The following is a 21,536-nucleotide window of genomic DNA, read 5'->3' as shown; positions in this document are numbered from 1 at the left end:
CGATGTGGGTGAATAAAAAGAATAAAAAACGCAATGTTATGCAGAAGTAAAATATAATTCTGGAATTGTGATCATTGACGAAATTTACTGGAAATTACTGCGCCATTCTGACGCAGCGCGCACCAAAAGCGGGCATTTTTTGCGCCATCGTTGACATCATTAACAACCATCGATCAAATCACTTAACAACAGGCGGTAAGCAAAGCGAAATTCTGCTACCATCCACGCACTCTTTATCTGAATAAATGGCAGCGACTATGAAATTTGTCTCTTTTAATATCAACGGCCTGCGCGCCAGACCTCACCAGCTTGAAGCCATCGTCGAAAAGCACCAACCGGATGTGATTGGCCTGCAGGAGACAAAAGTTCATGACGATATGTTTCCGCTCGAAGAGGTGGCGAAGCTCGGCTACAACGTGTTTTATCACGGGCAGAAAGGCCATTATGGCGTGGCGCTGCTGACCAAAGAGACGCCGATTGCCGTGCGCCGCGGCTTTCCCGGTGACGGCGAAGAGGCACAACGGCGGATTATTATGGCTGAAATCCCCTCGCCGCTGGGCAATGTTACCGTGATCAACGGTTACTTCCCGCAGGGTGAAAGCCGCGACCATCCGATAAAATTCCCGGCAAAGGCGCAGTTTTATCAGAATCTGCAAAACTATCTCGAAACCGAACTCAAACGTGATAATCCGGTACTGATTATGGGCGATATGAATATCAGCCCTACAGATCTGGATATCGGCATTGGCGAAGAAAACCGTAAGCGCTGGCTGCGTACCGGAAAATGCTCTTTCCTTCCGGAAGAACGCGAATGGATGGAGAGACTGATGAGCTGGGGGTTGGTCGATACCTTCCGCCATGCGAATCCGCAAACAGCCGATCGTTTCTCATGGTTTGATTACCGCTCAAAAGGTTTTGACGATAACCGCGGTCTGCGTATCGACCTGCTTCTCGCCAGCCAACCGCTGGCAGAATGTTGCGTAGAAACCGGCATCGACTATGAAATCCGCAGCATGGAAAAACCGTCCGATCACGCCCCCGTCTGGGCGACCTTCCGCCGCTAATTTAGCTGTTCTCCTGGCTCAAACTGGGTCAGGAGAATTAACCTTGAGAAAAATCAACAAACTGTCAGTAATGATTTGTTGCCTGCCGCCCTTTGTTATACCGTCACTGCGTTTTTAGTTGTCTGACCACTTCTCTATTATCAAGTTTGATATAGGAAACTCCACGATGAACGCTGAGCGTAAATTTCTTTTTGCCTGTCTTATTTTTGCGCTGCTCATTTACGCTATCCACGCTTTCGGTTTATTCGATCTGCTCACCGATTTACCTCACTTACAAACACTCATCCGCCAGAGCGGATTGTTCGGTTATAGCCTCTATATTTTGTTATTCATCATTGCCACCCTCTTTCTGTTACCAGGAAGCATACTGGTGATCGCTGGAGGAATAGTTTTTGGCCCGTTCTTAGGGACACTACTCTCATTAATTGCCGCCACGCTGGCCTCCTCGTGCTCATTCCTGCTGGCGCGCTGGCTGGGGCGTGATTTACTGCTGAAATATGTGGGCCATAGCCATACTTTTAAGGCCATTGAAAAAGGCATTGCGCGTAACGGTATTGATTTTCTTATTCTGACCCGCTTAATCCCGTTGTTTCCTTACAATATTCAAAATTACGCTTACGGATTAACCACAATCGCCTTCTGGCCTTATACCCTTATTTCAGCACTCACGACTCTGCCCGGTATTGTTATTTATACCGTGATGGCAAGCGATCTCGCCAATGAAGGCATTACGCTGCGCTTTATTTTACAACTCTGTCTGGCGGGCCTGGCGCTGTTTATTCTCGTCCAGCTCGCCAAACTCTACGCCCGACACAAACATGTGGATCTGTCTGCTTCTCGCCGCAGCCCACTTTCTCACCCAAAAAATAAAGGATAGAACGATGTTGCAACATTATTCAGTGTCATGGAAAAAAGGACTGGCTGCACTCTGCTTACTGGCTGTTGCTGGGCTTAGCGGCTGCGATCAAAAAGAGAATGCGGCGGCAAAAGTGGAATACGACGGACTTTCGAACAGCCAACCGCTGCGTGTCGATGCCAATAACCATACGGTAACCATGCTGGTGCAAATTAATGGTCGTTTCCTCACCGACGACACTCGTCACGGTATTGTGTTTAAAGATGGCTCCAACGGACATAAATCGCTGTTTATGGGTTATGCGACCCCGAAAGCATTTTATGAAGCCCTGAAAGAGGCAGGTGGTACGCCGGGCGAAAACATGACGATGGATAATAAAGAAACGACTCATGTCACAGGCAGCAAACTGGATATTTCGGTCAACTGGCAAGGGGCGGCAAAAGCGTATTCCTTCGATGAAGTGATTGTTGACAGTAATGGCAAGAAACTGGACATGCGCTTTGGCGGTAATTTAACGGCAGCAGAAGAGAAGAAAACGGGTTGCCTGGTGTGTCTGGATAGCTGCCCGGTCGGCATCGTCAGCAATGCAACATACACTTATGGTGCGGTGGAAAAACGCGGCGAAGTGAAATTCAAAGGTAATGCCTCAGTTCTCCCGGCGGATAACACGCTGGCAACGGTTACCTTTAAAATCACCGAATAAAGCAGGATAACGGATGATGAAGATGCAATCGCGTAAAATCTGGTACTACCGTATAACCCTCATCATCCTGTTGTTCGCTGTGCTGCTGGCATGGGCGCTGCTTCCCGGCGTCCATGAGTTTATCAATCGCAGCGTTGCGGCGTTTGCCGCCGTGGACCAACAGGGTATAGAACGCTTTATTCAGTCTTACGGCGCACTAGCGGCAGTTGTCTCGTTCTTGTTGATGATTTTACAGGCCATTGCTGCACCGCTACCTGCGTTTTTGATCACCTTTGCCAATGCGTCGCTGTTTGGCGCGCTCTGGGGCGGCTTGCTGTCGTGGACCAGTTCGATGGCCGGCGCGGCGCTGTGCTTTTTTATCGCCAGAGTGATGGGCCGCGAAGTGGTGGAAAAGTTAACGGGTAAAACGGTACTCAATAGTATGGACGGCTTTTTTACCCGCTATGGTAAACACACCATTCTGGTATGCCGATTATTGCCTTTTGTGCCTTTTGATCCCGTAAGCTATGCTGCCGGTTTGACTTCAATACGTTTTCGCTCGTTTTTTATCGCCACCGGGCTTGGTCAGTTACCGGCGACTATTGTTTATTCCTGGGCGGGCAGCATGTTAACAGGCGGTACCTTCTGGTTTGTCACCGGACTGTTTATTCTGTTTGCCCTGACCGTGGTGATTTTTATGGCGAAGAAAATATGGCTTGAGCGCCAGAAGAGGAATGCCTGATGGGTTTACCGCCGCTTAGCAAAATTCCTTTCATTTTACGTCCGCAGGCGTGGCTGCATCGTCGCCATTACGGCGAGGTGCTAAGCCCGATTCGCTGGTGGGGGCGGATCCCGTTTATCTTTTATCTGGTGTCGATGTTTGTCGGCTGGCTGGAGCGCAAACGCTCACCGCTCGATCCGGTAGTGCGATCGCTTGTCAGCGCGCGCATTGCGCAAATGTGCCTGTGTGAGTTTTGCGTGGATATCACCAGTATGAAAGTCGCCGAGCGTACCGGCAGCACCGATAAACTGCTGGCAGTGGCTGACTGGCGGCAAAGCCCGCTCTTTAGCGATGAAGAACGGCTGGCGCTGGAGTACGCCGAAGCCGCAAGCGTCACACCGCCAACGGTCGATGATGCCCTGCGTACCCGACTGGCTACCCATTTTGACGCTCAGGCACTCACCGAACTGACGGCATTGATCGGCCTGCAAAATCTGTCAGCCCGTTTTAATTCTGCCATGGACATTCCCGCTCAGGGGCTGTGCCGTATTCCTGACAAACGTTCTTAAGGAGAGATGATGCGCCATTGTGGGTGGTTGCTGGGATTGTTATCGCTGTTTTCTTTGGCAACACATGCCAGTGACTGGCAGGAAATAAAAAATGAGGCCAAAGGACAAACCGTCTGGTTTAACGCCTGGGGCGGCGATACCGCAATTAACCGCTATCTCGACTGGGTTAGCGGCGAGATGAAAACCTATTACGCTATAAACCTGAAGATTGTTCGTCTGGCGGATGCCGCAGACGCGGTGAAGCGCATTCAGACCGAAGCTGCTGCCGGGCGCAAAACAGGCGGTTCGGTGGATCTGCTCTGGGTGAACGGCGAAAACTTCCGCACCTTAAAAGAGGCTAATTTACTGCAAACTGACTGGGCGGAGACCCTGCCCAACTGGCGCTATGTCGACACACAGCTGCCGGTGCGGGAAGATTTTTCAGTGCCTACAGAAGGGGCAGAATCACCCTGGGGCGGCGCGCAATTGACGTTTATCGCCCGCCGCGATGTTACGCCGCAGCCACCACAAACGCCGCAAGCCTTACTGGAGTTTGCTAAAGCCAATCCCGGCACGGTTACCTATCCGCGCCCACCGGACTTTACCGGCACGGCGTTTCTTGAACAGTTGCTGATTATGCTAACGCCAGATCCCACAGCATTAAAAGAAGCGCCGGACGATGCGACTTTCGCCCGCGTCACTGCGCCCTTGTGGCAATATCTTGATGCACTGCATCCGTATTTGTGGCGCGAAGGAAAGGATTTCCCGCCTTCGCCCGCGCGGATGGATGCTCTGCTGAAAGCTAACACATTGCGCCTGTCGCTGACCTTTAACCCTGCACATGCGCAGCAAAAAATCGCCAGCGGCGATTTGCCTGCAAGCAGTTACAGTTTTGGTTTTCGCGAGGGGATGATTGGCAACGTCCATTTCGTCACCATTCCTGCCAACGCGAATGCCAGTGCTGCGGCGAAGGTAGTTGCCAATTTCTTGCTCTCACCCGATGCGCAACTGCGTAAAGCAGATCCCGCTGTCTGGGGCGATCCTTCTGTTCTCGATCCGCAAAAACTGCCTGACGGGCAGCGCGAAACATTGCAATCGAGAATGCCGCAGGATCTGCCGCCGGTACTGGCTGAACCGCACGCAGGTTGGGTAAATGCGCTGGAACAAGAATGGCTACACCGTTACGGTACGCATTAATCTTTTTGCTGTGGGCGATGATGGCGGTGATTTATGCACCGCTGATCCCGGCAACTCTCACGCTGATATCGCCTGCTTTGTCGTTGACACACTGGCAGGCGTTATTTGCCGATCCACAGTTACCGCAGGCATTACTGGCGACGCTGGTGTCGACAACCATTGCGGCGGTCGGGGCGTTGTTGATTGCCTTGCTGGTGATTGTGGCGCTGTGGCCAGGGCCGAAATGGCAGCGTATGTGCGCCCGGCTGCCGTGGCTGCTCGCCATTCCCCATGTGGCTTTTGCCACCAGCGCCCTTCTGCTCTTTGCTGACGGAGGGCTGCTTTATGACTATTTCCCGTATTTCACTCCGCCAATGGACAAATTGGGTATTGGGCTGGGCCTCACCCTGGCGGTGAAAGAAAGCGCATTTCTGCTGTGGATCTTAGCGGCAGTATTGAGCGAAAAACGGCTGTTGCAGCAACTCATTGTGCTGGATTCGCTGGGCTACAGCCGCTGGCAATGCCTGAACTGGCTGCTGTTGCCCTCCGTCGCGCCTGCGCTGGCAATGGCGATGCTGGCGATTGTGGCCTGGTCGCTGTCGGTCGTGGATGTGGCGATTATTCTTGGGCCAGGTAATCCCCCGACGCTGGCAGTAATTAGCTGGCAGTGGTTAACTCAGGGCGACGCCGATCAACAAACGAAAGGCGCACTCGCCAGCCTGCTGCTGATGCTGTTACTCGCCGCCTACGTTTTGCTGGACTATCTGCTATGGCGTGGCTGGCGGCGTACTATTCCCCGCGTAGATGGCATTCGTAAGCCTGCCACGCCTTTATTGCCAGGCAATACGCTGGCGAGTTTTTTACCCTTAACCGGTGTGCTGTGTGTGGTTCTGCTGGCGATCCTCGCGGATCAGTCGACGATCAATAGTGAAGCGCTCATCAACAGCCTGACAATGGGGCCGGTGGCGACATTCATCGCTTTGCTCCTGTTACTGCTGTGGCTGGAATGGGGGCCACAGCGTCGCCAATTGTGGCTATGGTTGCCTATTTTATTACCCGCTCTGCCGCTGGTGGCGGGCCAGTACACGCTGGCGCTATGGCTGAACCTGGATGGAAGCTGGACGGCGGTGGTCTGGGGGCATCTGCTGTGGGTAATGCCGTGGATGCTGTTTATCCTGCAACCCGCCTGGCAGCGCATTGATTCACGGTTAATTTTGATTGCGCAAACACTGGGCTGGTCGCGGGCCAAAATCTTCTTTTACGTAAAATGCCCACTCATGTTGCGCCCTGCGTTGATTGCCTTCGCGGTGGGATTTTCAGTCAGTATTGCGCAGTATATGCCGACGCTGTGGCTGGGCGCGGGGCGTTTTCCGACGCTCACCACTGAAGCGGTGGCATTAAGCAGCGGCGGCAGCAACGGCATTCTCGCCGCCCAGGCTTTATGGCAACTACTGTTGCCGCTTATTATTTTTGCCCTGACCGCGTTAGTCGCAAAATGGGTAGGTTATGTCAGACAAGGACTCCGCTAATGCTCTGCGTGAAAAATGTTTCGCTACGTTTACCAGAAAGCCGCTTGCTGACAAACGTTAACTTTACGGTGGATAAAGGTGACATTGTCACGTTAATGGGGCCGTCTGGCTGTGGAAAATCTACACTGTTTTCATGGATGATTGGTGCGCTGGCCGGACAGTTTTCTTGTACAGGTGAGCTATGGCTCAATGAGCAACGGATTGACATGCTACCCACCGCACAGCGTCAGATTGGCATTCTTTTCCAGGATGCACTGTTATTTGACCAATTCAGCGTCGGGCAAAATTTACTGCTGGCTCTGCCAGCGGCACTCAAAGGTGTTGCAAGGCGCGATGCGGTAAATGATGCGCTGGAGCGTGCGGGGCTTGGCGGTATGTTCCATCAGGATCCTGCCACTTTGTCTGGCGGTCAGCGAGCGCGCGTTGCTCTAGTACGCGCCCTTCTCGCTCAGCCAAAAGCGTTGCTACTGGATGAGCCATTCAGCCGTCTTGATGTAGCTCTGCGCGATAATTTTCGCCAGTGGGTGTTCAGCGAAGTTCGCGCCCAGGCGATCCCAGTCGTTCAGGTAACGCACGATCTCCAGGATGTTCCTGCTGATAGCCCCGTTCTGGATATGGCGCAGTGGTCAGAAAATTACAACAAACTGCGATAACGCAAAGTTTTTCTCAATGCGTCAGTTCAGAATGGCGCTCTCAAAAATACAATGTCGGGATTTTCGATGAAACGTGTTTCTCAAATGACCGCGCTGGCAATGGCTTTAGGGCTGGCTTGCGCTTCTTCGTGGGCCGCTGAACTGGCGAAGCCTCTTACACTTGACCAGCTTCAACAACAAAATGGCAAAGCGATTGATACTCGCCCCAGCGCGTTTTATAACGGCTGGCCACAAACCTTAAATGGCCCTTCCGGTCATGAACCTGCCGCCTTAAACCTCTCTGCTAGCTGGCTCGACAAAATGAGCACCGAACAGCTCAACGAGTGGATCAAGCAACATAACCTGAAAGCCGATGCCCCGGTGGCGCTGTACGGTAATGACAAAGATGTCGATGCCGTCAAAACGCGTCTGCAAAAAGCAGGTTTTACGCATATCTCCATCCTGAGTGACGCGCTAAGCGAACCTTCCCGTCTGCAAAAACTGCCGCACTTTGAGCAGCTGGTTTATCCGCAATGGCTGCATGACCTGCAACAAGGTAAAGAGGTTACGGCGAAACCTGCCGGTGACTGGAAAGTCATTGAAGCGGCCTGGGGCGCTCCTAAGCTTTACCTTATCAGCCATATTCCCGGCGCTGACTACATCGACACCAACGAAGTGGAAAGCGAACCGCTGTGGAACAAAGTTTCTGATGAACAACTGAAAGCGATGCTGGCAAAACACGGCATTCGCCATGACACCACGGTCATTCTGTACGGGCGTGACGTATACGCTGCAGCGCGTGTGGCGCAAATTATGCTTTATGCCGGCGTGAAAGATGTGCGCCTGCTGGACGGAGGCTGGCAAACCTGGTCCGACGCGGGTCTGCCCGTTGAGCGCGGTACGCCACCGAAAGTGAAAGCGGAACCGGATTTCGGCGTGAAGATCCCGGCACAACCGCAACTGATGCTTGATATGGAACAAGCGCGTGGACTGCTGCATCGCCAGGATGCATCGCTGGTGAGTATTCGTTCGTGGCCGGAGTTTATCGGTACGACCAGTGGTTACAGCTATATTAAACCAAAAGGTGAAATAGCCGGAGCACGTTGGGGACACGCTGGTAGCGACTCGACGCATATGGAAGATTTCCATAACCCGGATGGCACCATGCGTAGCGCCGATGATATTACCGCTATGTGGAAAGCATGGAATATCAAGCCAGATCAGCAAGTTTCATTCTACTGCGGCACCGGCTGGCGCGCGTCCGAAACCTTTATGTACGCACGCGCAATGGGCTGGAATAACGTCTCCGTTTACGACGGCGGCTGGTACGAATGGAGCAGCGATCCAAAAAATCCGGTAGCAACCGGTGAACGCGGCCCGGACAGCAGCAAATAACATTGCAATTACTGACGCTGGAGCGACTTCAGCGTCAGATACCCACTCCACACCCGCGTAAAGGTCGTCATCCAGCACAACGCACCAAATACCCACGCAAACCACGGAAAACAGGCCGGAAAGAGGCAACTCAGAACAAACAGCAAAATCGTCTCGCTGCCTTCGGTTAACCCGCCCAGATAATAAAACGATTTATGCGCATAACCAGGATTATCAATCTGATGTTTCGCCGCCAGCGCAGCAAAAGCGAGAAAACTGCTGCCCGTGCCGATAAACGCAAACAGCAGCCAGCCGCCTGCCAGCGCATTTTGCTCCGGTGCAGCAAGAATAAAACCAAACGGCACCAGCGCGTAAAAGAGAAAATCGAGAGAAATATCGAGAAAGCCGCCCGCGTCGGTAAGCCCTCTGCGCCGCGCCAGCGCACCGTCCAGACCATCAAGCAGCCTGTTCAACAAAATGGCGACTAGCGCCGCCAGATACCAGCCCAGCGCCAGAAAAGGCAGTGCCAGCACGCCGATGGCAAATCCCACTAATGTTAAACCATCTGGCGTAATGCCCGGTTTATCAAGAACCCGCACGCACTGATGCAACAACGGTTTAATCCGGGGATGAAGATGGCGGTCTAGCACAGGCACTCCTTAAATATAAAGCCTTTCTGATTGAGCAACAGTGCGGATATTATGGCATTTTTCGCTTATCTGCCCGTGTGTAATTTATGAAAATGATTGAAGTTGTTGCCGCCATCATCGAACGTGATGGCAAAATTTTACTCGCGCAACGCCCCGCCCATAGCGATCAGGCGGGATTATGGGAGTTTGCCGGTGGTAAAGTCGAGCCGGATGAAAGCCAGCGGCAGGCGCTGGTGCGTGAGTTACGCGAAGAACTGGGCATCGAAGCAGCTGTGGGTGAATATGTTGCCAGCCATCAGCGAGAAGTTTCGGGGCGGATTATCCATCTTCATGCCTGGCACGTACCCGACTTCCACGGGACGTTACAGGCACATGAACATCAGGCGCTGGTCTGGTGCTCACCTGAAGAGGCGCTGCAATATCCGCTGGCCCCTGCTGACATTCCACTATTAGAGGCGTTTATGGCTTTACGCGCCGCCAGACCAGCGGATTAGTGCTAAGGGTTTTGTCATCACGCTGGCATTGCAGCAGTATTCCTTCGGCTTTAATTACCGCCCCTTCAGAATAATTTTGATCCTGATAAACGCAGCACTGAGTACAGGGCTGCGCTGACTGCCCGCCTGAACTGAACACTTCTGGCGGTACGTTTACCTCCACGTCCGGATGATAATGCGGGTTAGCCAGTGCAATTAATGGAAATGCTAATACTACGGCGAACAATGCTCGACTCACAGGGAACTCCTTAACGTTATTGTCTCTGCTACTAATAACGGTAGCCGGGCGGCATAACTTTAGCGTCTGAGTTATCGCATTTGGTTATGAGATTACTCTCGTTATTAATTTGCTTTCCTGGGTCATTTTTTTCTTGCTTACCGTCACATTCTTGATGGTATAGTCGAAAACTGCAAAAGCACATGACATAAACAACATAAGCACAATCGTATTAATATATAAGGGTTTTATATCTATGGATCAGACATATTCTCTGGAGTCATTCCTCAACCATGTCCAAAAGCGCGACCCGAATCAAACCGAGTTCGCGCAAGCCGTTCGTGAAGTAATGACCACACTCTGGCCTTTTCTTGAACAAAATCCAAAATATCGCCAGATGTCATTACTGGAGCGTCTGGTTGAACCGGAGCGCGTGATCCAGTTTCGCGTGGTATGGGTTGATGATCGCAACCAGGTACAGGTCAACCGTGCATGGCGTGTGCAGTTCAGCTCTGCCATCGGCCCGTACAAAGGCGGTATGCGCTTCCATCCGTCAGTTAACCTTTCCATTCTCAAATTCCTCGGCTTCGAACAAACCTTCAAAAATGCCCTGACTACTCTGCCGATGGGCGGTGGTAAAGGCGGCAGCGATTTCGATCCGAAAGGAAAAAGCGAAGGTGAAGTGATGCGTTTTTGCCAGGCGCTGATGACTGAACTGTATCGCCACCTGGGCGCGGATACCGACGTTCCGGCAGGTGATATCGGCGTTGGTGGTCGTGAAGTCGGCTTTATGGCGGGGATGATGAAAAAGCTCTCCAACAATACCGCCTGCGTCTTCACCGGTAAGGGCCTTTCATTTGGCGGCAGTCTTATTCGCCCGGAAGCTACCGGCTACGGTCTGGTTTATTTCACAGAAGCAATGCTAAAACGCCACGGTATGGGTTTTGAAGGGATGCGCGTTTCCGTTTCTGGCTCCGGCAACGTCGCCCAGTACGCTATCGAAAAAGCGATGGAATTTGGTGCTCGTGTGATCACTGCGTCAGACTCCAGTGGCACTGTAGTTGATGAAAGCGGATTCACGAAAGAGAAACTGGCACGTCTTATCGAAATCAAAGCCAGCCGCGATGGTCGAGTGGCAGATTACGCCAAAGAATTTGGTCTGGTCTATCTCGAAGGCCAACAGCCGTGGTCTGTACCGGTTGATATCGCCCTGCCTTGCGCCACCCAGAACGAACTGGATGTTGACGCCGCGCATCAGCTTATCGCCAATGGCGTTAAAGCCGTCGCCGAAGGGGCAAATATGCCGACCACCATCGAAGCGACTGAACTGTTCCAACAGGCAGGCGTACTGTTTGCACCGGGTAAAGCGGCTAATGCTGGCGGTGTAGCAACATCGGGCCTGGAAATGGCGCAAAACGCTGCGCGCCTGGGCTGGAAAGCCGAGAAAGTTGACGCACGTTTGCATCACATCATGCTGGATATCCACCATGCCTGTGTTGAGCATGGTGGTGAAGGTGAGCAAACCAACTACGTACAGGGCGCGAATATTGCCGGTTTTGTGAAGGTTGCCGATGCGATGTTAAGCCAGGGCGTGATTTAAGACAATTGTGCCGGATACAGCGCAAACGCCTTATCCGGCCATAAAAATCTTCAGTATCAGATGGTTGAAAGAACCTTTATATTATCACTCCATTGCCCGCCTCTTCTGATGGCGGGCTTTTTTTCGGCGCTCTCTTGCGTGTCGAATCCTTTTTCTTCCCTTCTCCACCGCCGGGAGCCATTATTCCCCGAAACTGCCTTACCGACGTGCGCTTTGCCTGATCAATCAACTGGTACAATGTCCCCACCAGCGGCTGCATAAAGTCCTGATAGCGACACTGCTTTTCGCTGATTTGCGTCAGCACCGATTCCCAGTGCGCGGTCATGTCCGGTCGCGTCGCCATCTCTGGCAGCGAATGGAATAGCGCTTTTCCGGCGTCGGTGGAGTGGATATAGCGCCCTTTTTTGGTCAGGAAACCACGCTTGAACAACAGTTCAATAATCCCGGCACGGGTTGCTTCTGTCCCCAGACCATCGGTCGCACGAAGGATCTTTTTCAGATCTTTGTCCTGCACAAAGCGTGCGATCCCGGTCATCGCCGAAAGCAGTGTTGCATCGGTAAAATGGCGCGGCGGCTGGGTTTGCCGCTCTACCACTTCACCTTTTTCGCACAACAATTCATCGCCTTTCGCCACCACAGGCAGCGGCGTGCCGTCGTTTTCTTCATCGCGTTCTTTGCTGCCTAACAGCGTGCGCCAGCCTGCTTCAGCAAGAAAACGGGCTTTAGCGACAAATTTGCCTTTGGCAATGTCCAGTTCGATAACACACTTGCGGAACACCGCATCCGGGCAGAACTGCATCAAGTACTGACGGGCAATCAGGTTATAGACCTTCGCTTCGTTCTCCGTCAGGTTGATCGCAGAACTCCGTGCGGTCGGAATGATGGCGTGGTGCGCATCGACCTTTTTGTCATCCCAACAGCGGTTGCGTATATCTGGATCGACCACTGGCTGCGGCAACAGATCCGGTGCATGAACGCTGATGGCATTCATCACTGCGTGGCGTCCGGCAAAATGTTCTTCTGGCAAATAGCGGCAATCGGAACGCGGATAAGTGATTAGCTTGTGCGTTTCGTACAGCTTCTGGCAGATATCAAGCACGTTCTGCGCGCTCAGACCAAAACGTTTAGCCGCTTCAATCTGCAACGCCGAAAGCGAAAAAGGAAGCGGCGCGGATTCTGATTCCCGTTTATCGTTATAGCTGGTGACAATAGCTGGTTGACCACTAATACGGTTAACCACATGCTCCGCCAGTGGACGATGTAACAAGCGCCCTTCTTCATCCTGGTACGGTTCACACGCTTCGCTCGGTTGCCAGATAGCGGTAAACCGCTCATCGGCAGGTGTCACGATATGTGCTTTGACTTCAAAGAAATCTTTCGCCACGAAGTTTTCAATCTCTTCGTCGCGGCGCACCACCAGTCCGAGTACGGGCGTCTGCACGCGTCCCACGGAAAGTACGCCCTGATAACCGGCATTGCGACCGAGAATGGTGTAAGCGCGGGTCATATTGATGCCGTACAGCCAGTCAGCTCGGGCTCGCGCCAGTGCAGAAACGCACAGCGGTACAAACTCGCTATTGGAGCGAAGACGATCGATCGCCCGCTCAACCGCCTGCGGGTTCAGGTCGTTTATCAAACAACGCTGTACCTGCTGGCGCTTTTCCGGTGCCAGTTGCAGGTAGTCCAGCACTTCATCCACCAGCAGTTGCCCTTCGCGATCCGGGTCTCCGGCGTGAACGATTTCGCTGGCTTCATGCAGGAAGCGTTTGATGACATTAAGTTGTTTAGTCACGGAGGGTCGGGGCTGTAATTGCCACTTTTCCGGGACAATTGGCAAATCCGCAAGATTCCAGCGCGCATAGCGGCTGTCGTAGGCGTCTGGCTGCGCCTGCTCAAGCAGGTGACCGATACACCAGGTCACCACCTGACCATTACCGCACTCGATAAAGCCATCGCCTTTCCGGTGCGGTTTAGGCAGGACATCAGCAATGGCGCGCGCCAGACTCGGTTTTTCGGCAATAAACAACCGCATTGAATTAACGGATCTCAACCATGGCACGACCGCCGCGCGCTGGCACCAGTTCGCCAATCGCCGTCAGTTCAATGCCAAACTCGGCGGCTGTAGCTTTGACCTCATTTTCTGCTTCCGGAATGACCGCCAGCAGCAAACCGCCAGAAGTTTGCGGATCGCACAGCAGATCGCGCACTTCACGCGGCATTTCACCCATCAGATGACCGTAGCTGGCAAAGTTACGTTCGGTGCCGCCAGGCACTGCGCCCAACTTAATGTACTCTTCAACCCCAGGCAATTTCGGGATCGCGTCATAGTCGACGCGCGCCTGCACACCTGCGCCCTGACACATTTCGCTTAAATGCCCCAGCAAACCAAAACCCGTAACGTCGGTCATCGCTTTTACGCCTTCGATGTTGGCAAAGGACGCGCCTGCGATGTTCATCCGGCACATCACTTCCGTCGCCAGTCCCTGATGTTCTGGTTTAAGCAGTGATTTTTTCTCAGCCGTGGTAAGAACGCCAATCCCCAGCGGCTTCGTCAGGAACAGTTTGCATCCGGCTTGTGCGGTACTGTTTTTCTTCACCCGCTCGGTCGGTACGATCCCCGTTACCGCCAGACCAAAAATCGGCTCCGGCGCATCGATGGAGTGACCACCAGCCAGCACAATACCCGCCTGACGGCATGCATAGCGTCCACCTTCGGTCACTTCGCGAGCAATTTCCGGGGAAAGTTTGTTAATCGGCCAGCCGAGGATCGCAATCGCCATAATCGGTTTGCCGCCCATTGCGAAGATATCGCTGATGGCGTTAGTCGCCGCAATGCGGCCAAAATCGAAAGGATTATCAACGATCGGCATAAAGAAGTCGGTGGTACTGATAACGCTGGTGCCATTGCCCAGATCGTACACCGCCGCATCGTCGCGGGTTTCATTACCCACAAGCAAATTCGGATCAACAAACTTCGCCTGCTCACTGTGCAGGATGGTTTCCAACACTTTTGGGGAAATTTTACAGCCGCAACCAGCGCCGTGGCTGTATTGGGTCAAACGAATCGAGTTCTCGCTCATGGACATCTCCTGTCAATGCAATCCGGGTATGGTAACCCTCATTCCATGAAGTGATAAGTGAGAGTGTCTGAATTCCTGCGCCTTTGCTCACAATCCAGACAGTTTCGCGACAATTATCAGAAATAAGTCACAAACGGCGTCGGGTCCGGGACGTTTATCGACGTAGATGCTTTCAACTGCGGCGTACCGAGGTAGAGAAAACCGACAATTTTATCCTGCTCACGGCAACCGAATGCTTCACGCACTACCGGACTTTCAGTTAATGCACCACTGCGCCAGATGCCGCCAAACCCCTGGGCAACTGCTGCCATTTGCATCGCCATGACCGCGCATCCCGCAGACATTTCCTGTTCCCAGCGCGGGACTTTATGATTCTCTTCGCATTTTGCCACCACCGTTATGATGAGCGGTGCGCGGAACGGCGCATTACGCGCTTTGTCGATGGCTTTGTTATCACTACCGGCAGCAATCGCCCCCTGCTCCAGTACGGCGCTGAAACGCTCGCGCCCTTCCCCTTCAATCACAAAGAAATGCCACGGTTGCATGGACTTATGGTCCGGCGCACGCATACCCGCACGCAGGATGTTTTGCAGTTGTTCACCCGTTGGCGCGGGTTCAGCCAGGCGGGAGGCGCTACGGCGATTGATCAATAGTTCGAGTGCATCCATTTGATTAACTCCTGTCATGATATTTATTCACAAAATTAACACGAGAGTGGATTTTGTTACAGCCCAGTCCGCAATTCCTGCTGACAAGTGCCGGTTGGGTCATTACGATAACCACATCTATTGCGCCTGAGACAGGTGTGACCTTAAGTTGGGAGAATACATGCGAACCCTTTGGCGATTTATTGCCGGATTTTTTAAATGGACGTGGCGTCTGCTGAATTTCGTCCGTGAAATGGTACTTAACCTGTTCTTTATTTTTCTCGTGCTGGTTGGTGTGGGGATCTGGATGCAGGTCAGTGGTGGTGATTCGAAAGAAACGGCCAGTCGTGGCGCACTGCTGCTGGACATTTCTGGTGTGATCGTCGATAAACCCGACAGTTCTCAGCGGTTTAGTAAATTAAGCCGCCAGCTGCTTGGTGCCAGTTCCGATCGTCTGCAGGAAAACTCACTGTTTGATATCGTCAACACCATTCGCCAGGCGAAGGACGACCGCAATATCACCGGTATCGTGATGGATCTGAAAAACTTCGCAGGCGGCGACCAGCCGTCTATGCAGTACATCGGCAAAGCCCTGAAAGAGTTTCGTGACAGCGGGAAACCGGTTTATGCCGTTGGCGAGAACTACAGCCAGGGGCAATATTATCTCGCCAGTTTCGCCAATAAAATTTGGCTGTCTCCGCAAGGCGTGGTTGATCTGCACGGTTTTGCCACCAACGGTCTGTACTACAAATCGTTACTGGATAAGCTGAAAGTTTCCACCCATGTGTTCCGCGTGGGTACGTATAAATCTGCCGTTGAACCGTTTATTCGTGATGATATGTCACCGGCAGCCCGCGAAGCTGACAGCCGCTGGATTGGTGAGCTGTGGCAAAACTATCTGAATACTGTTGCCGCTAACCGGCAGATCCCTGCTCAGCAGGTATTCCCTGGCGCGCAAGGGTTGCTTGAGGGTTTAACCAAAACCGGTGGCGATACCGCGAAATATGCGCTGGAAAACAAGCTGGTCGATGCACTGGCATCGAGTGCCGAAATCGAAAAAGCTCTGACCAAAGAGTTCGGCTGGAGCAAGACTGATAAAAATTATCGCGCCATCAGTTATTACGATTACGCATTGAAAACGCCGGCAGATACCGGTGACAGCATCGGAGTCGTCTTCGCTAATGGCGCAATTATGGATGGCGAGGAAACTCAGGGGAATGTTGGCGGTGATACCACTGCGGCACAAATCCGCGACGCTCGCCTTGACCCGAAAGTGAAAGCGATTGTTCTGCGTGTTAATAGTCCCGGCGGCAGCGTTACTGCGTCTGAAGTGATTCGCGCTGAACTGGCAGCAGCCCGGGCAGCGGGTAAGCCTGTGGTTGTGTCGATGGGCGGTATGGCGGCATCTGGTGGTTACTGGATTTCCACACCAGCTAATTACATTGTGGCTAACCCCAGCACCCTGACCGGTTCTATCGGTATCTTCGGCGTGATCACCACCGTAGAAAATAGTCTGGATTCGATTGGTGTTCATACTGATGGTGTCTCAACTTCACCGCTGGCGGATGTTTCTATCACCAGGGCACTGCCGCCGGAAGCGCAGCAGATGATGCAGTTAAGCATTGAGAATGGCTATAAACGCTTTATCACGCTGGTTGCTGATGCGCGTCATTCAACGCCGGAGCAGATTGATAAAATCGCCCAGGGCCACGTCTGGACCGGTCAGGATGCAAAAGCTAACGGGCTGGTCGATAGTCTCGGGGATTTCGATGATGCGGTCGCCAAAGCAGCAGAGCTGGCAAAAGTGAAACAGTGGCATCTGGAATACTACGTTGATGAACCGACCTTCTTCGACAAAGTGATGGACAACATGTCTGGTTCTGTCCGCGCAATGTTGCCAGATGCGTTCCAGGCCATGTTACCTGCACCGCTGGCCTCGGTAGCCTCTACCGTTAAAAGTGAAAGCGACAAGCTGGCCGCGTTTAACGACCCACAAAACCGTTATGCGTTTTGCCTGACCTGCGCCAACGTGCGTTAAGTCATGTACTAAGTGGCCGACAGATCGTCGGCCACATTTTTTTTACCTCGACGAATCCTCTTCCCGCTGTCTCGCCCCATATTTCCTTATCCGCATAGTATCAGGTGCGCTCCCCCTGCCTCACGTATATACTTTTGCTCTTTCGATATCATTCATATCAATATCATGCAAAAGAAATCAATTTACGTCGCCTACACGGGCGGGACCATCGGGATGCAGCGTTCCGAGCAGGGTTATATTCCGGTGTCAGGTCATCTACAACGCCAACTGGCGCTGATGCCGGAATTCCATCGCCCGGAGATGCCAGATTTCACCATTCATGAATATACGCCATTGATGGATTCTTCTGATATGACGCCAGAAGACTGGCAGCATATTGCTGAAGATATTAAAGCGCACTATGACGACTATGATGGTTTTGTCATTCTGCACGGTACAGACACGATGGCGTATACCGCCTCTGCACTGTCGTTCATGCTCGAGAATCTCGGTAAACCGGTCATTGTGACAGGGTCACAAATCCCGCTAGCTGAGTTACGCTCTGACGGACAAATTAATCTGCTGAATGCGTTGTACGTTGCGGCGAATTATCCTATCAACGAAGTAACTCTCTTTTTTAATAATCGACTTTATCGTGGCAACCGTACCACCAAAGCCCATGCCGATGGTTTTGATGCGTTTGCCTCTCCAAACCTTCCTCCGTTACTGGAAGCAGGTATCCATATTCGTCGTTTGAATACACCACCCGCCCCGCACGGTGAAGGGGAATTGATCGTTCATCCAATCACCCCACAACCGATTGGCGTAGTGACGATTTATCCAGGGATTTCTGCTGACGTCGTGCGCAATTTTCTGCGCCAACCGGTGAAAGCATTGATTCTGCGCTCATATGGCGTGGGTAATGCGCCACAAAACAAAGCCTTCCTGCAAGAATTACAAGAAGCCAGCGATCGCGGTATTGTGGTAGTCAACCTGACACAATGTATGTCCGGTAAAGTGAATATGGGTGGTTATGCCACCGGTAACGCCCTCGCCCATGCCGGCGTTATTGGCGGTGCAGATATGACTGTAGAAGCCACACTAACCAAACTGCATTACCTGCTTAGCCAGGAACTGGATACTGAAACCATTCGCAAGGCCATGAGCCAAAACCTGCGCGGCGAACTGACGCCGGATGATTAAGGAGACTGCAATGCCCCCTCGCGCCCTGTTACTGGTCGATTTACAAAATGATTTCTGTGCTGGTGGCGCGCTCGCCGTGCCGGAAGGTGACAGTACGGTGGATGTCGCTAACCGCCTGATTGACTGGTGCCAGTCGCGCGGTGAAGCGGTTATCGCCAGTCAGGACTGGCACCCGGCGAATCACGGCAGTTTTGCCAGTCAGCACGGTGTAGAGCCTTATACGCCGGGCCAACTCGACGGTTTGCCACAAACCTTCTGGCCAGATCACTGTGTGCAGAACAGTGAAGGCGCACAATTACATCCGTTACTGAACCAAAAAGCGATCGCAGCGGTGTTCCATAAAGGCGAAAATCCTTTAGTTGACAGTTACAGTGCCTTTTTTGATAACGGCCGTCGGCAGAAAACTGCGCTCGATGACTGGTTGCGCGCTCATGTAATCAATGAATTGATCGTTATGGGTCTGGCTACTGACTATTGCGTGAAGTTTACCGTGCTGGACGCGTTACAGTTAGGCTATAAGGTGAACGTGATTACCGATGGTTGTCGTGGCGTAAATATCCAGCCACAGGACAGTGCGCACGCGTTTATGGAGATGTCAGCAGCTGGGGCAACGCTATATACGCTGGCAGACTGGGAAGAAACGCAGGAGTAATTTTACGCTGGCCTACAATTCTGTACTGCCATTGTAGGCCAAATAAAACACGTCAGTGGTACATCTGGCAATTGATGCCATCAACGAAAGATTTAATTCACCTCAGAAATCTCTTCCAGCGACACCTTCCGCGTTTCGATGCCAAAAATGGAGAGAACCAGCGCACAGAGCACTAACATGACACCAAGCACCATAAACACCGTGATTGACCCATAATGCGTTAATAGTGCCGCAACGCCATAGGGCGTGAAGACTGCGACGATCCGTCCGACGGCATTAACGAAACCCGAACCACGCAGGCGTAAATGCGTTGGCCAAAGTTCCGGGATATAAACCGCCGACGCGAAGCACACATACATGTATAAAAAGAAGATCATCACCAGGCCATAGATTAAAATCGCCCACTCTGTAGTCTGAATTGAATAGATATAGCCTAACACAGCAATAATAATAAGTAAGGCAGAGCCAAATAATCGACGAGGAAAATGATCAATAATTAATGCCGCAATAAATATCCCTACCGGAGCGCCAATCATAATAACAGCGGTCATTAATATTGATTTATCAACATCAATGCCGGAGTTAACAAATATGGTCGGTATCCATACGGTGATGGTATAAAGCGAAATGTTCATTGCAATTAAAACAGTAATCGCGACTAATGTACGTCGTAACATTTCCCCTTTAAACAGGAGCCAGAAGGTACCCTTGATTACCTTAACCTTGCTGTTGCTCTGGTTCAAAGTAAGCGGGGGTAAACGAATACTCTTCTCTCTTTCAATTTGCTGCTCTACTTCACGAAGTTGGCTTTCTGCACCTGCGATTTGCCCTTTCCCCGCCAACCATCGAGGCGACTCAATAAAGTATTTACCTGAGAGAAACCAGGCTAACAGTATGCCAATACCACCCAGCAGAAACATTATCCGCCAACTAAAAAAAGCGATAACCACCACGCCTATCGCCGCAGACAACATGGGCGACCAGTTACCGACAAATGAGAGCCGCGCGGACCATTTTCCACGCACCGTCGCGGGGATAAACTCCGTAAATGAGGCATAGCCAACCATAATCAGCGCCCCCATTCCTGTTCCCATCAGGAAGCGAAAGAAGATGAGCCAGTACATATCAGGGACAAAAGCGGCCCCTGTTGCCGCAATACCGACGATGAGAAGATTTATGCGAAACGCCCTGCGCCGCCCAAAGTAGTCACCAATAAACCCACCGGTAAGAGAGCCGATGAAATAACCAAACATTAATGCCGAGGTAAAGGCGGCATTGAGGAGATTATTTGACCATCCATTGCTTACCAGCTTTGCTAAAACAACATTGCCTGAATAACTCAAAAAACCCGTTAATAACAGACTAAAGCTTATAATACCAAATATACGATAATGAAACCGGGCCAAAGGCAAGCGGTCCAGTCTTGCGCCAATTTGATCATATTGTTCCATTAGGTGCCTCGGATTTGCTAAAAAGGTAGCAATTGCGGCAAATTCACTTGCCGCATCTTTATCATCATTTTATTTCCAGGCGCAGGAACAAATAATATTGACAACGTGTGCTTAAATTACCACACCAGCTGGATATTATTGTCTTTGCAAAATGCTATCCACTCTGCACCCGGTGATTTATCAGTTATTATGTAATTAATATGACTAAAGTCAGCTAACTGGACAAAAGCTTTGCGATCAAACTTAGAGTGATCAACCAATAACGCAACTTCTGTCGCCTGACGGATCATTGTCTTTTTGATTTCAGCTTCCGCTTCGTTAGAGTCCAGCGCGCCGCTGTTAATATCAAGACCTTTACAACTCATTACCATGATATCGACATGGTAGCGGCTGATGATCTCTTTAGTAATTCTTCCTTGCAGGGAAAGTGTATTTTTGTTTAGTTCCCCCCCCGTTGAAACGACTTTAATTTCTGACTGAGCCAGAACATGAATCGCTTCCGCCGAGTTGGTTAGCAACGTCAGGTCACTACGGTCCTGTAACAATTTGAGCAATTCCATTACGGTACTACTGGAATCGGCTGCCATGGTGGTTTTATTGTCGATAAAGGGTAGTGCCTTGCGTGCAATAAGCTGCTTCTCTTCATAAAACGATGAAGCGCGCTTATAAAAATGGATATTCTCCGTCAACATCGCTGTATTTAAAACAGCACCACCATAGGTTCTGGTCAAAAAGCCTTCATCTTCCAGCTTCTCAAGATCGCGGCGAATGGTTTCTTCGGTTACCTGAAAAATCCCACTCAAATTTGAGACTGTCACCTTTTTATCGTTGGCAACCATTTGCTTAATTGCCTGAATCCTGTCTTTTGCCGCCACGATTACACCCCTGTATCTTTTTACATCACATTAGCGCGATTATCGCATAACCGATGTTTACTTTCAAA

General features: G+C 51.6%; 21 protein-coding genes. 14 read left to right on the top strand and 7 right to left on the bottom strand.

Annotated elements, in window-relative coordinates:
• Positions 1-257: 257 nt before the first annotated feature.
• From xthA to ynjE, 9 genes are all read left to right on the top strand, one after another.
• Positions 258-1,064: an exodeoxyribonuclease III gene (gene xthA / locus ACJHX7_RS03985; protein WP_000673939.1), complete on the top strand. Its 807-nt coding sequence runs from the start codon at positions 258-260 to the stop codon at positions 1,062-1,064.
• Between the two features lie 166 nt (positions 1,065-1,230).
• Positions 1,231-1,941, top strand: coding sequence for a TVP38/TMEM64 family protein (locus ACJHX7_RS03980; protein WP_088170228.1), 711 nt, complete (start codon positions 1,231-1,233; stop codon positions 1,939-1,941).
• Positions 1,942-1,945: 4 nt separating this feature from the next.
• Positions 1,946-2,623, top strand: coding sequence for a lipoprotein YdjY (gene ydjY, locus ACJHX7_RS03975; protein WP_000939207.1), 678 nt, complete (start codon positions 1,946-1,948; stop codon positions 2,621-2,623).
• A gap of 13 nt (positions 2,624-2,636) precedes the next feature.
• Entirely contained in the window at positions 2,637-3,344 is a 708-nt protein-coding gene (locus tag ACJHX7_RS03970; protein WP_000977156.1) for a TVP38/TMEM64 family protein, read from the top strand.
• Positions 3,344-3,892, top strand: a complete 549-nt coding sequence (locus tag ACJHX7_RS03965) for a carboxymuconolactone decarboxylase family protein (protein ID WP_000524083.1) — start codon at positions 3,344-3,346, stop codon at positions 3,890-3,892. The genes ACJHX7_RS03970 and ACJHX7_RS03965 overlap by 1 nt, the downstream gene beginning before the upstream one ends.
• Before the next feature lie 9 nt (positions 3,893-3,901).
• Positions 3,902-5,068 carry an ABC transporter substrate-binding protein gene (locus tag ACJHX7_RS03960; RefSeq protein WP_094029632.1) on the top strand — a complete coding sequence of 389 codons (1,167 nt, stop codon included), beginning with the start codon at positions 3,902-3,904 and terminating at the stop codon, positions 5,066-5,068.
• Complete coding sequence (locus ACJHX7_RS03955) at positions 5,041-6,576, top strand: ABC transporter permease (RefSeq protein WP_088170226.1); 1,536 nt, start codon at positions 5,041-5,043, stop codon at positions 6,574-6,576. The genes ACJHX7_RS03960 and ACJHX7_RS03955 overlap by 28 nt, the downstream gene beginning before the upstream one ends.
• A complete protein-coding gene (locus ACJHX7_RS03950; protein WP_001361434.1) occupies positions 6,576-7,229 on the top strand; it encodes an ATP-binding cassette domain-containing protein in 654 nt (217 codons plus the stop codon). Before ACJHX7_RS03955 ends, ACJHX7_RS03950 begins: the two co-directional genes overlap by 1 nt.
• Before the next feature lie 66 nt (positions 7,230-7,295).
• Positions 7,296-8,603 (top strand): thiosulfate sulfurtransferase YnjE, encoded by a 1,308-nt coding sequence (gene ynjE, locus ACJHX7_RS03945; protein WP_001361433.1) that lies wholly within the window; start codon positions 7,296-7,298, stop codon positions 8,601-8,603.
• Positions 8,604-8,611: 8 nt separating this feature from the next.
• Here the strand turns inward: ynjE and ACJHX7_RS03940 are convergent, their stop codons facing one another.
• Complete coding sequence (locus ACJHX7_RS03940) at positions 8,612-9,232, bottom strand: CDP-alcohol phosphatidyltransferase family protein (RefSeq protein WP_001296118.1); 621 nt, start codon at positions 9,230-9,232, stop codon at positions 8,612-8,614.
• A gap of 86 nt (positions 9,233-9,318) precedes the next feature.
• Between ACJHX7_RS03940 and nudG the strand changes: the two genes are divergently transcribed.
• A complete protein-coding gene (gene nudG, locus ACJHX7_RS03935) occupies positions 9,319-9,726 on the top strand; it encodes a CTP pyrophosphohydrolase (protein WP_000781866.1) in 408 nt (135 codons plus the stop codon).
• Here the strand turns inward: nudG and ACJHX7_RS03930 are convergent.
• Positions 9,692-9,964, bottom strand: coding sequence for a YnjH family protein (locus tag ACJHX7_RS03930; protein ID WP_000085229.1), 273 nt, complete (start codon positions 9,962-9,964; stop codon positions 9,692-9,694). The two genes, nudG and ACJHX7_RS03930, sit on opposite strands and share 35 nt — an antisense overlap.
• Positions 9,965-10,199: 235 nt before the next feature.
• On the opposite strand from ACJHX7_RS03930, the gene gdhA reads away from it, so the two are divergent.
• On the top strand, positions 10,200-11,543 hold the full coding sequence (gene gdhA, locus ACJHX7_RS03925; RefSeq protein WP_000373044.1) for an NADP-specific glutamate dehydrogenase: 1,344 nt from the start codon (positions 10,200-10,202) through the stop codon (positions 11,541-11,543).
• Positions 11,544-11,619: 76 nt separating this feature from the next.
• On the opposite strand, the gene topB is transcribed toward gdhA, so the two are convergent.
• From topB to ACJHX7_RS03910, 3 genes are all read right to left on the bottom strand, one after another.
• Positions 11,620-13,575 carry a DNA topoisomerase III gene (gene topB / locus ACJHX7_RS03920; protein ID WP_032171379.1) on the bottom strand — a complete coding sequence of 652 codons (1,956 nt, stop codon included), beginning with the start codon at positions 13,573-13,575 and terminating at the stop codon, positions 11,620-11,622.
• Positions 13,576-13,579: 4 nt separating this feature from the next.
• Positions 13,580-14,623: a selenide, water dikinase SelD gene (selD, locus tag ACJHX7_RS03915; protein ID WP_088170224.1), complete on the bottom strand. Its 1,044-nt coding sequence runs from the start codon at positions 14,621-14,623 to the stop codon at positions 13,580-13,582.
• A 116-nt stretch (positions 14,624-14,739) separates the two neighbouring features.
• Entirely contained in the window at positions 14,740-15,291 is a 552-nt protein-coding gene (locus tag ACJHX7_RS03910) for an NAD(P)H nitroreductase (RefSeq protein ID WP_000339292.1), read from the bottom strand.
• 160 nt (positions 15,292-15,451) lie between these two features.
• On the opposite strand from ACJHX7_RS03910, the gene sppA reads away from it, so the two are divergent.
• The 3 genes from sppA (at position 15,452) to pncA (ending at position 19,142) form a co-directional block, all read left to right on the top strand.
• On the top strand, positions 15,452-17,308 hold the full coding sequence (sppA, locus tag ACJHX7_RS03905; protein ID WP_001259824.1) for a signal peptide peptidase SppA: 1,857 nt from the start codon (positions 15,452-15,454) through the stop codon (positions 17,306-17,308).
• A 165-nt stretch (positions 17,309-17,473) separates the two neighbouring features.
• Complete coding sequence (ansA, locus tag ACJHX7_RS03900) at positions 17,474-18,490, top strand: asparaginase (RefSeq protein WP_001170162.1); 1,017 nt, start codon at positions 17,474-17,476, stop codon at positions 18,488-18,490.
• Positions 18,491-18,500: 10 nt separating this feature from the next.
• Positions 18,501-19,142, top strand: a complete 642-nt coding sequence (gene pncA, locus ACJHX7_RS03895) for a bifunctional nicotinamidase/pyrazinamidase (protein ID WP_001135072.1) — start codon at positions 18,501-18,503, stop codon at positions 19,140-19,142.
• 92 nt (positions 19,143-19,234) lie between these two features.
• Here the strand turns inward: pncA and ACJHX7_RS03890 are convergent, their stop codons facing one another.
• Both ACJHX7_RS03890 and ACJHX7_RS03885 read right to left on the bottom strand, forming a co-directional pair.
• Positions 19,235-20,593, bottom strand: a complete 1,359-nt coding sequence (locus tag ACJHX7_RS03890; RefSeq protein WP_000438822.1) for an MFS transporter — start codon at positions 20,591-20,593, stop codon at positions 19,235-19,237.
• Positions 20,594-20,709: 116 nt separating this feature from the next.
• A complete protein-coding gene (locus ACJHX7_RS03885; protein WP_000719088.1) occupies positions 20,710-21,468 on the bottom strand; it encodes a DeoR/GlpR family DNA-binding transcription regulator in 759 nt (252 codons plus the stop codon).
• Between the last annotated feature and the right edge of the window lie 68 nt (positions 21,469-21,536).

Origin of the sequence: Escherichia sp. WS1451 (assembly GCF_046487365.1) — a bacterium.
Lineage (GTDB): Bacteria > Pseudomonadota > Gammaproteobacteria > Enterobacterales > Enterobacteriaceae > Escherichia > Escherichia coli.
Note: the sequence above shows the minus strand (reverse complement) of the source record. Positions and strands in the feature narration are given on the sequence as shown.

Excerpts from the sequence above, each read along its gene's own strand:
- ynjE (WP_001361433.1), top strand. The coding sequence starts at position 7,296 with ATGAAACGTGTTTCTCAAATGACCGCGCTGGCAATGGCTTTAGGGCTG.
- pncA (WP_001135072.1), top strand. The coding sequence starts at position 18,501 with ATGCCCCCTCGCGCCCTGTTACTGGTCGATTTACAAAATGATTTCTGT.
- ACJHX7_RS03970 (WP_000977156.1), top strand. The coding sequence starts at position 2,637 with ATGATGAAGATGCAATCGCGTAAAATCTGGTACTACCGTATAACCCTC.
- ACJHX7_RS03960 (WP_094029632.1), top strand. The coding sequence starts at position 3,902 with ATGCGCCATTGTGGGTGGTTGCTGGGATTGTTATCGCTGTTTTCTTTG.
- nudG (WP_000781866.1), top strand. The coding sequence starts at position 9,319 with ATGAAAATGATTGAAGTTGTTGCCGCCATCATCGAACGTGATGGCAAA.
- topB (WP_032171379.1), bottom strand. The coding sequence starts at position 13,575 with ATGCGGTTGTTTATTGCCGAAAAACCGAGTCTGGCGCGCGCCATTGCT.
- sppA (WP_001259824.1), top strand. The coding sequence starts at position 15,452 with ATGCGAACCCTTTGGCGATTTATTGCCGGATTTTTTAAATGGACGTGG.
- ACJHX7_RS03890 (WP_000438822.1), bottom strand. The coding sequence starts at position 20,593 with ATGGAACAATATGATCAAATTGGCGCAAGACTGGACCGCTTGCCTTTG.
- gdhA (WP_000373044.1), top strand. The coding sequence starts at position 10,200 with ATGGATCAGACATATTCTCTGGAGTCATTCCTCAACCATGTCCAAAAG.
- ACJHX7_RS03965 (WP_000524083.1), top strand. The coding sequence starts at position 3,344 with ATGGGTTTACCGCCGCTTAGCAAAATTCCTTTCATTTTACGTCCGCAG.
- xthA (WP_000673939.1), top strand. The coding sequence starts at position 258 with ATGAAATTTGTCTCTTTTAATATCAACGGCCTGCGCGCCAGACCTCAC.
- ACJHX7_RS03955 (WP_088170226.1), top strand. The coding sequence starts at position 5,041 with ATGGCTACACCGTTACGGTACGCATTAATCTTTTTGCTGTGGGCGATG.
- ACJHX7_RS03910 (WP_000339292.1), bottom strand. The coding sequence starts at position 15,291 with ATGGATGCACTCGAACTATTGATCAATCGCCGTAGCGCCTCCCGCCTG.
- selD (WP_088170224.1), bottom strand. The coding sequence starts at position 14,623 with ATGAGCGAGAACTCGATTCGTTTGACCCAATACAGCCACGGCGCTGGT.
- ydjY (WP_000939207.1), top strand. The coding sequence starts at position 1,946 with ATGTTGCAACATTATTCAGTGTCATGGAAAAAAGGACTGGCTGCACTC.
- ACJHX7_RS03950 (WP_001361434.1), top strand. The coding sequence starts at position 6,576 with ATGCTCTGCGTGAAAAATGTTTCGCTACGTTTACCAGAAAGCCGCTTG.
- ACJHX7_RS03980 (WP_088170228.1), top strand. The coding sequence starts at position 1,231 with ATGAACGCTGAGCGTAAATTTCTTTTTGCCTGTCTTATTTTTGCGCTG.
- ansA (WP_001170162.1), top strand. The coding sequence starts at position 17,474 with ATGCAAAAGAAATCAATTTACGTCGCCTACACGGGCGGGACCATCGGG.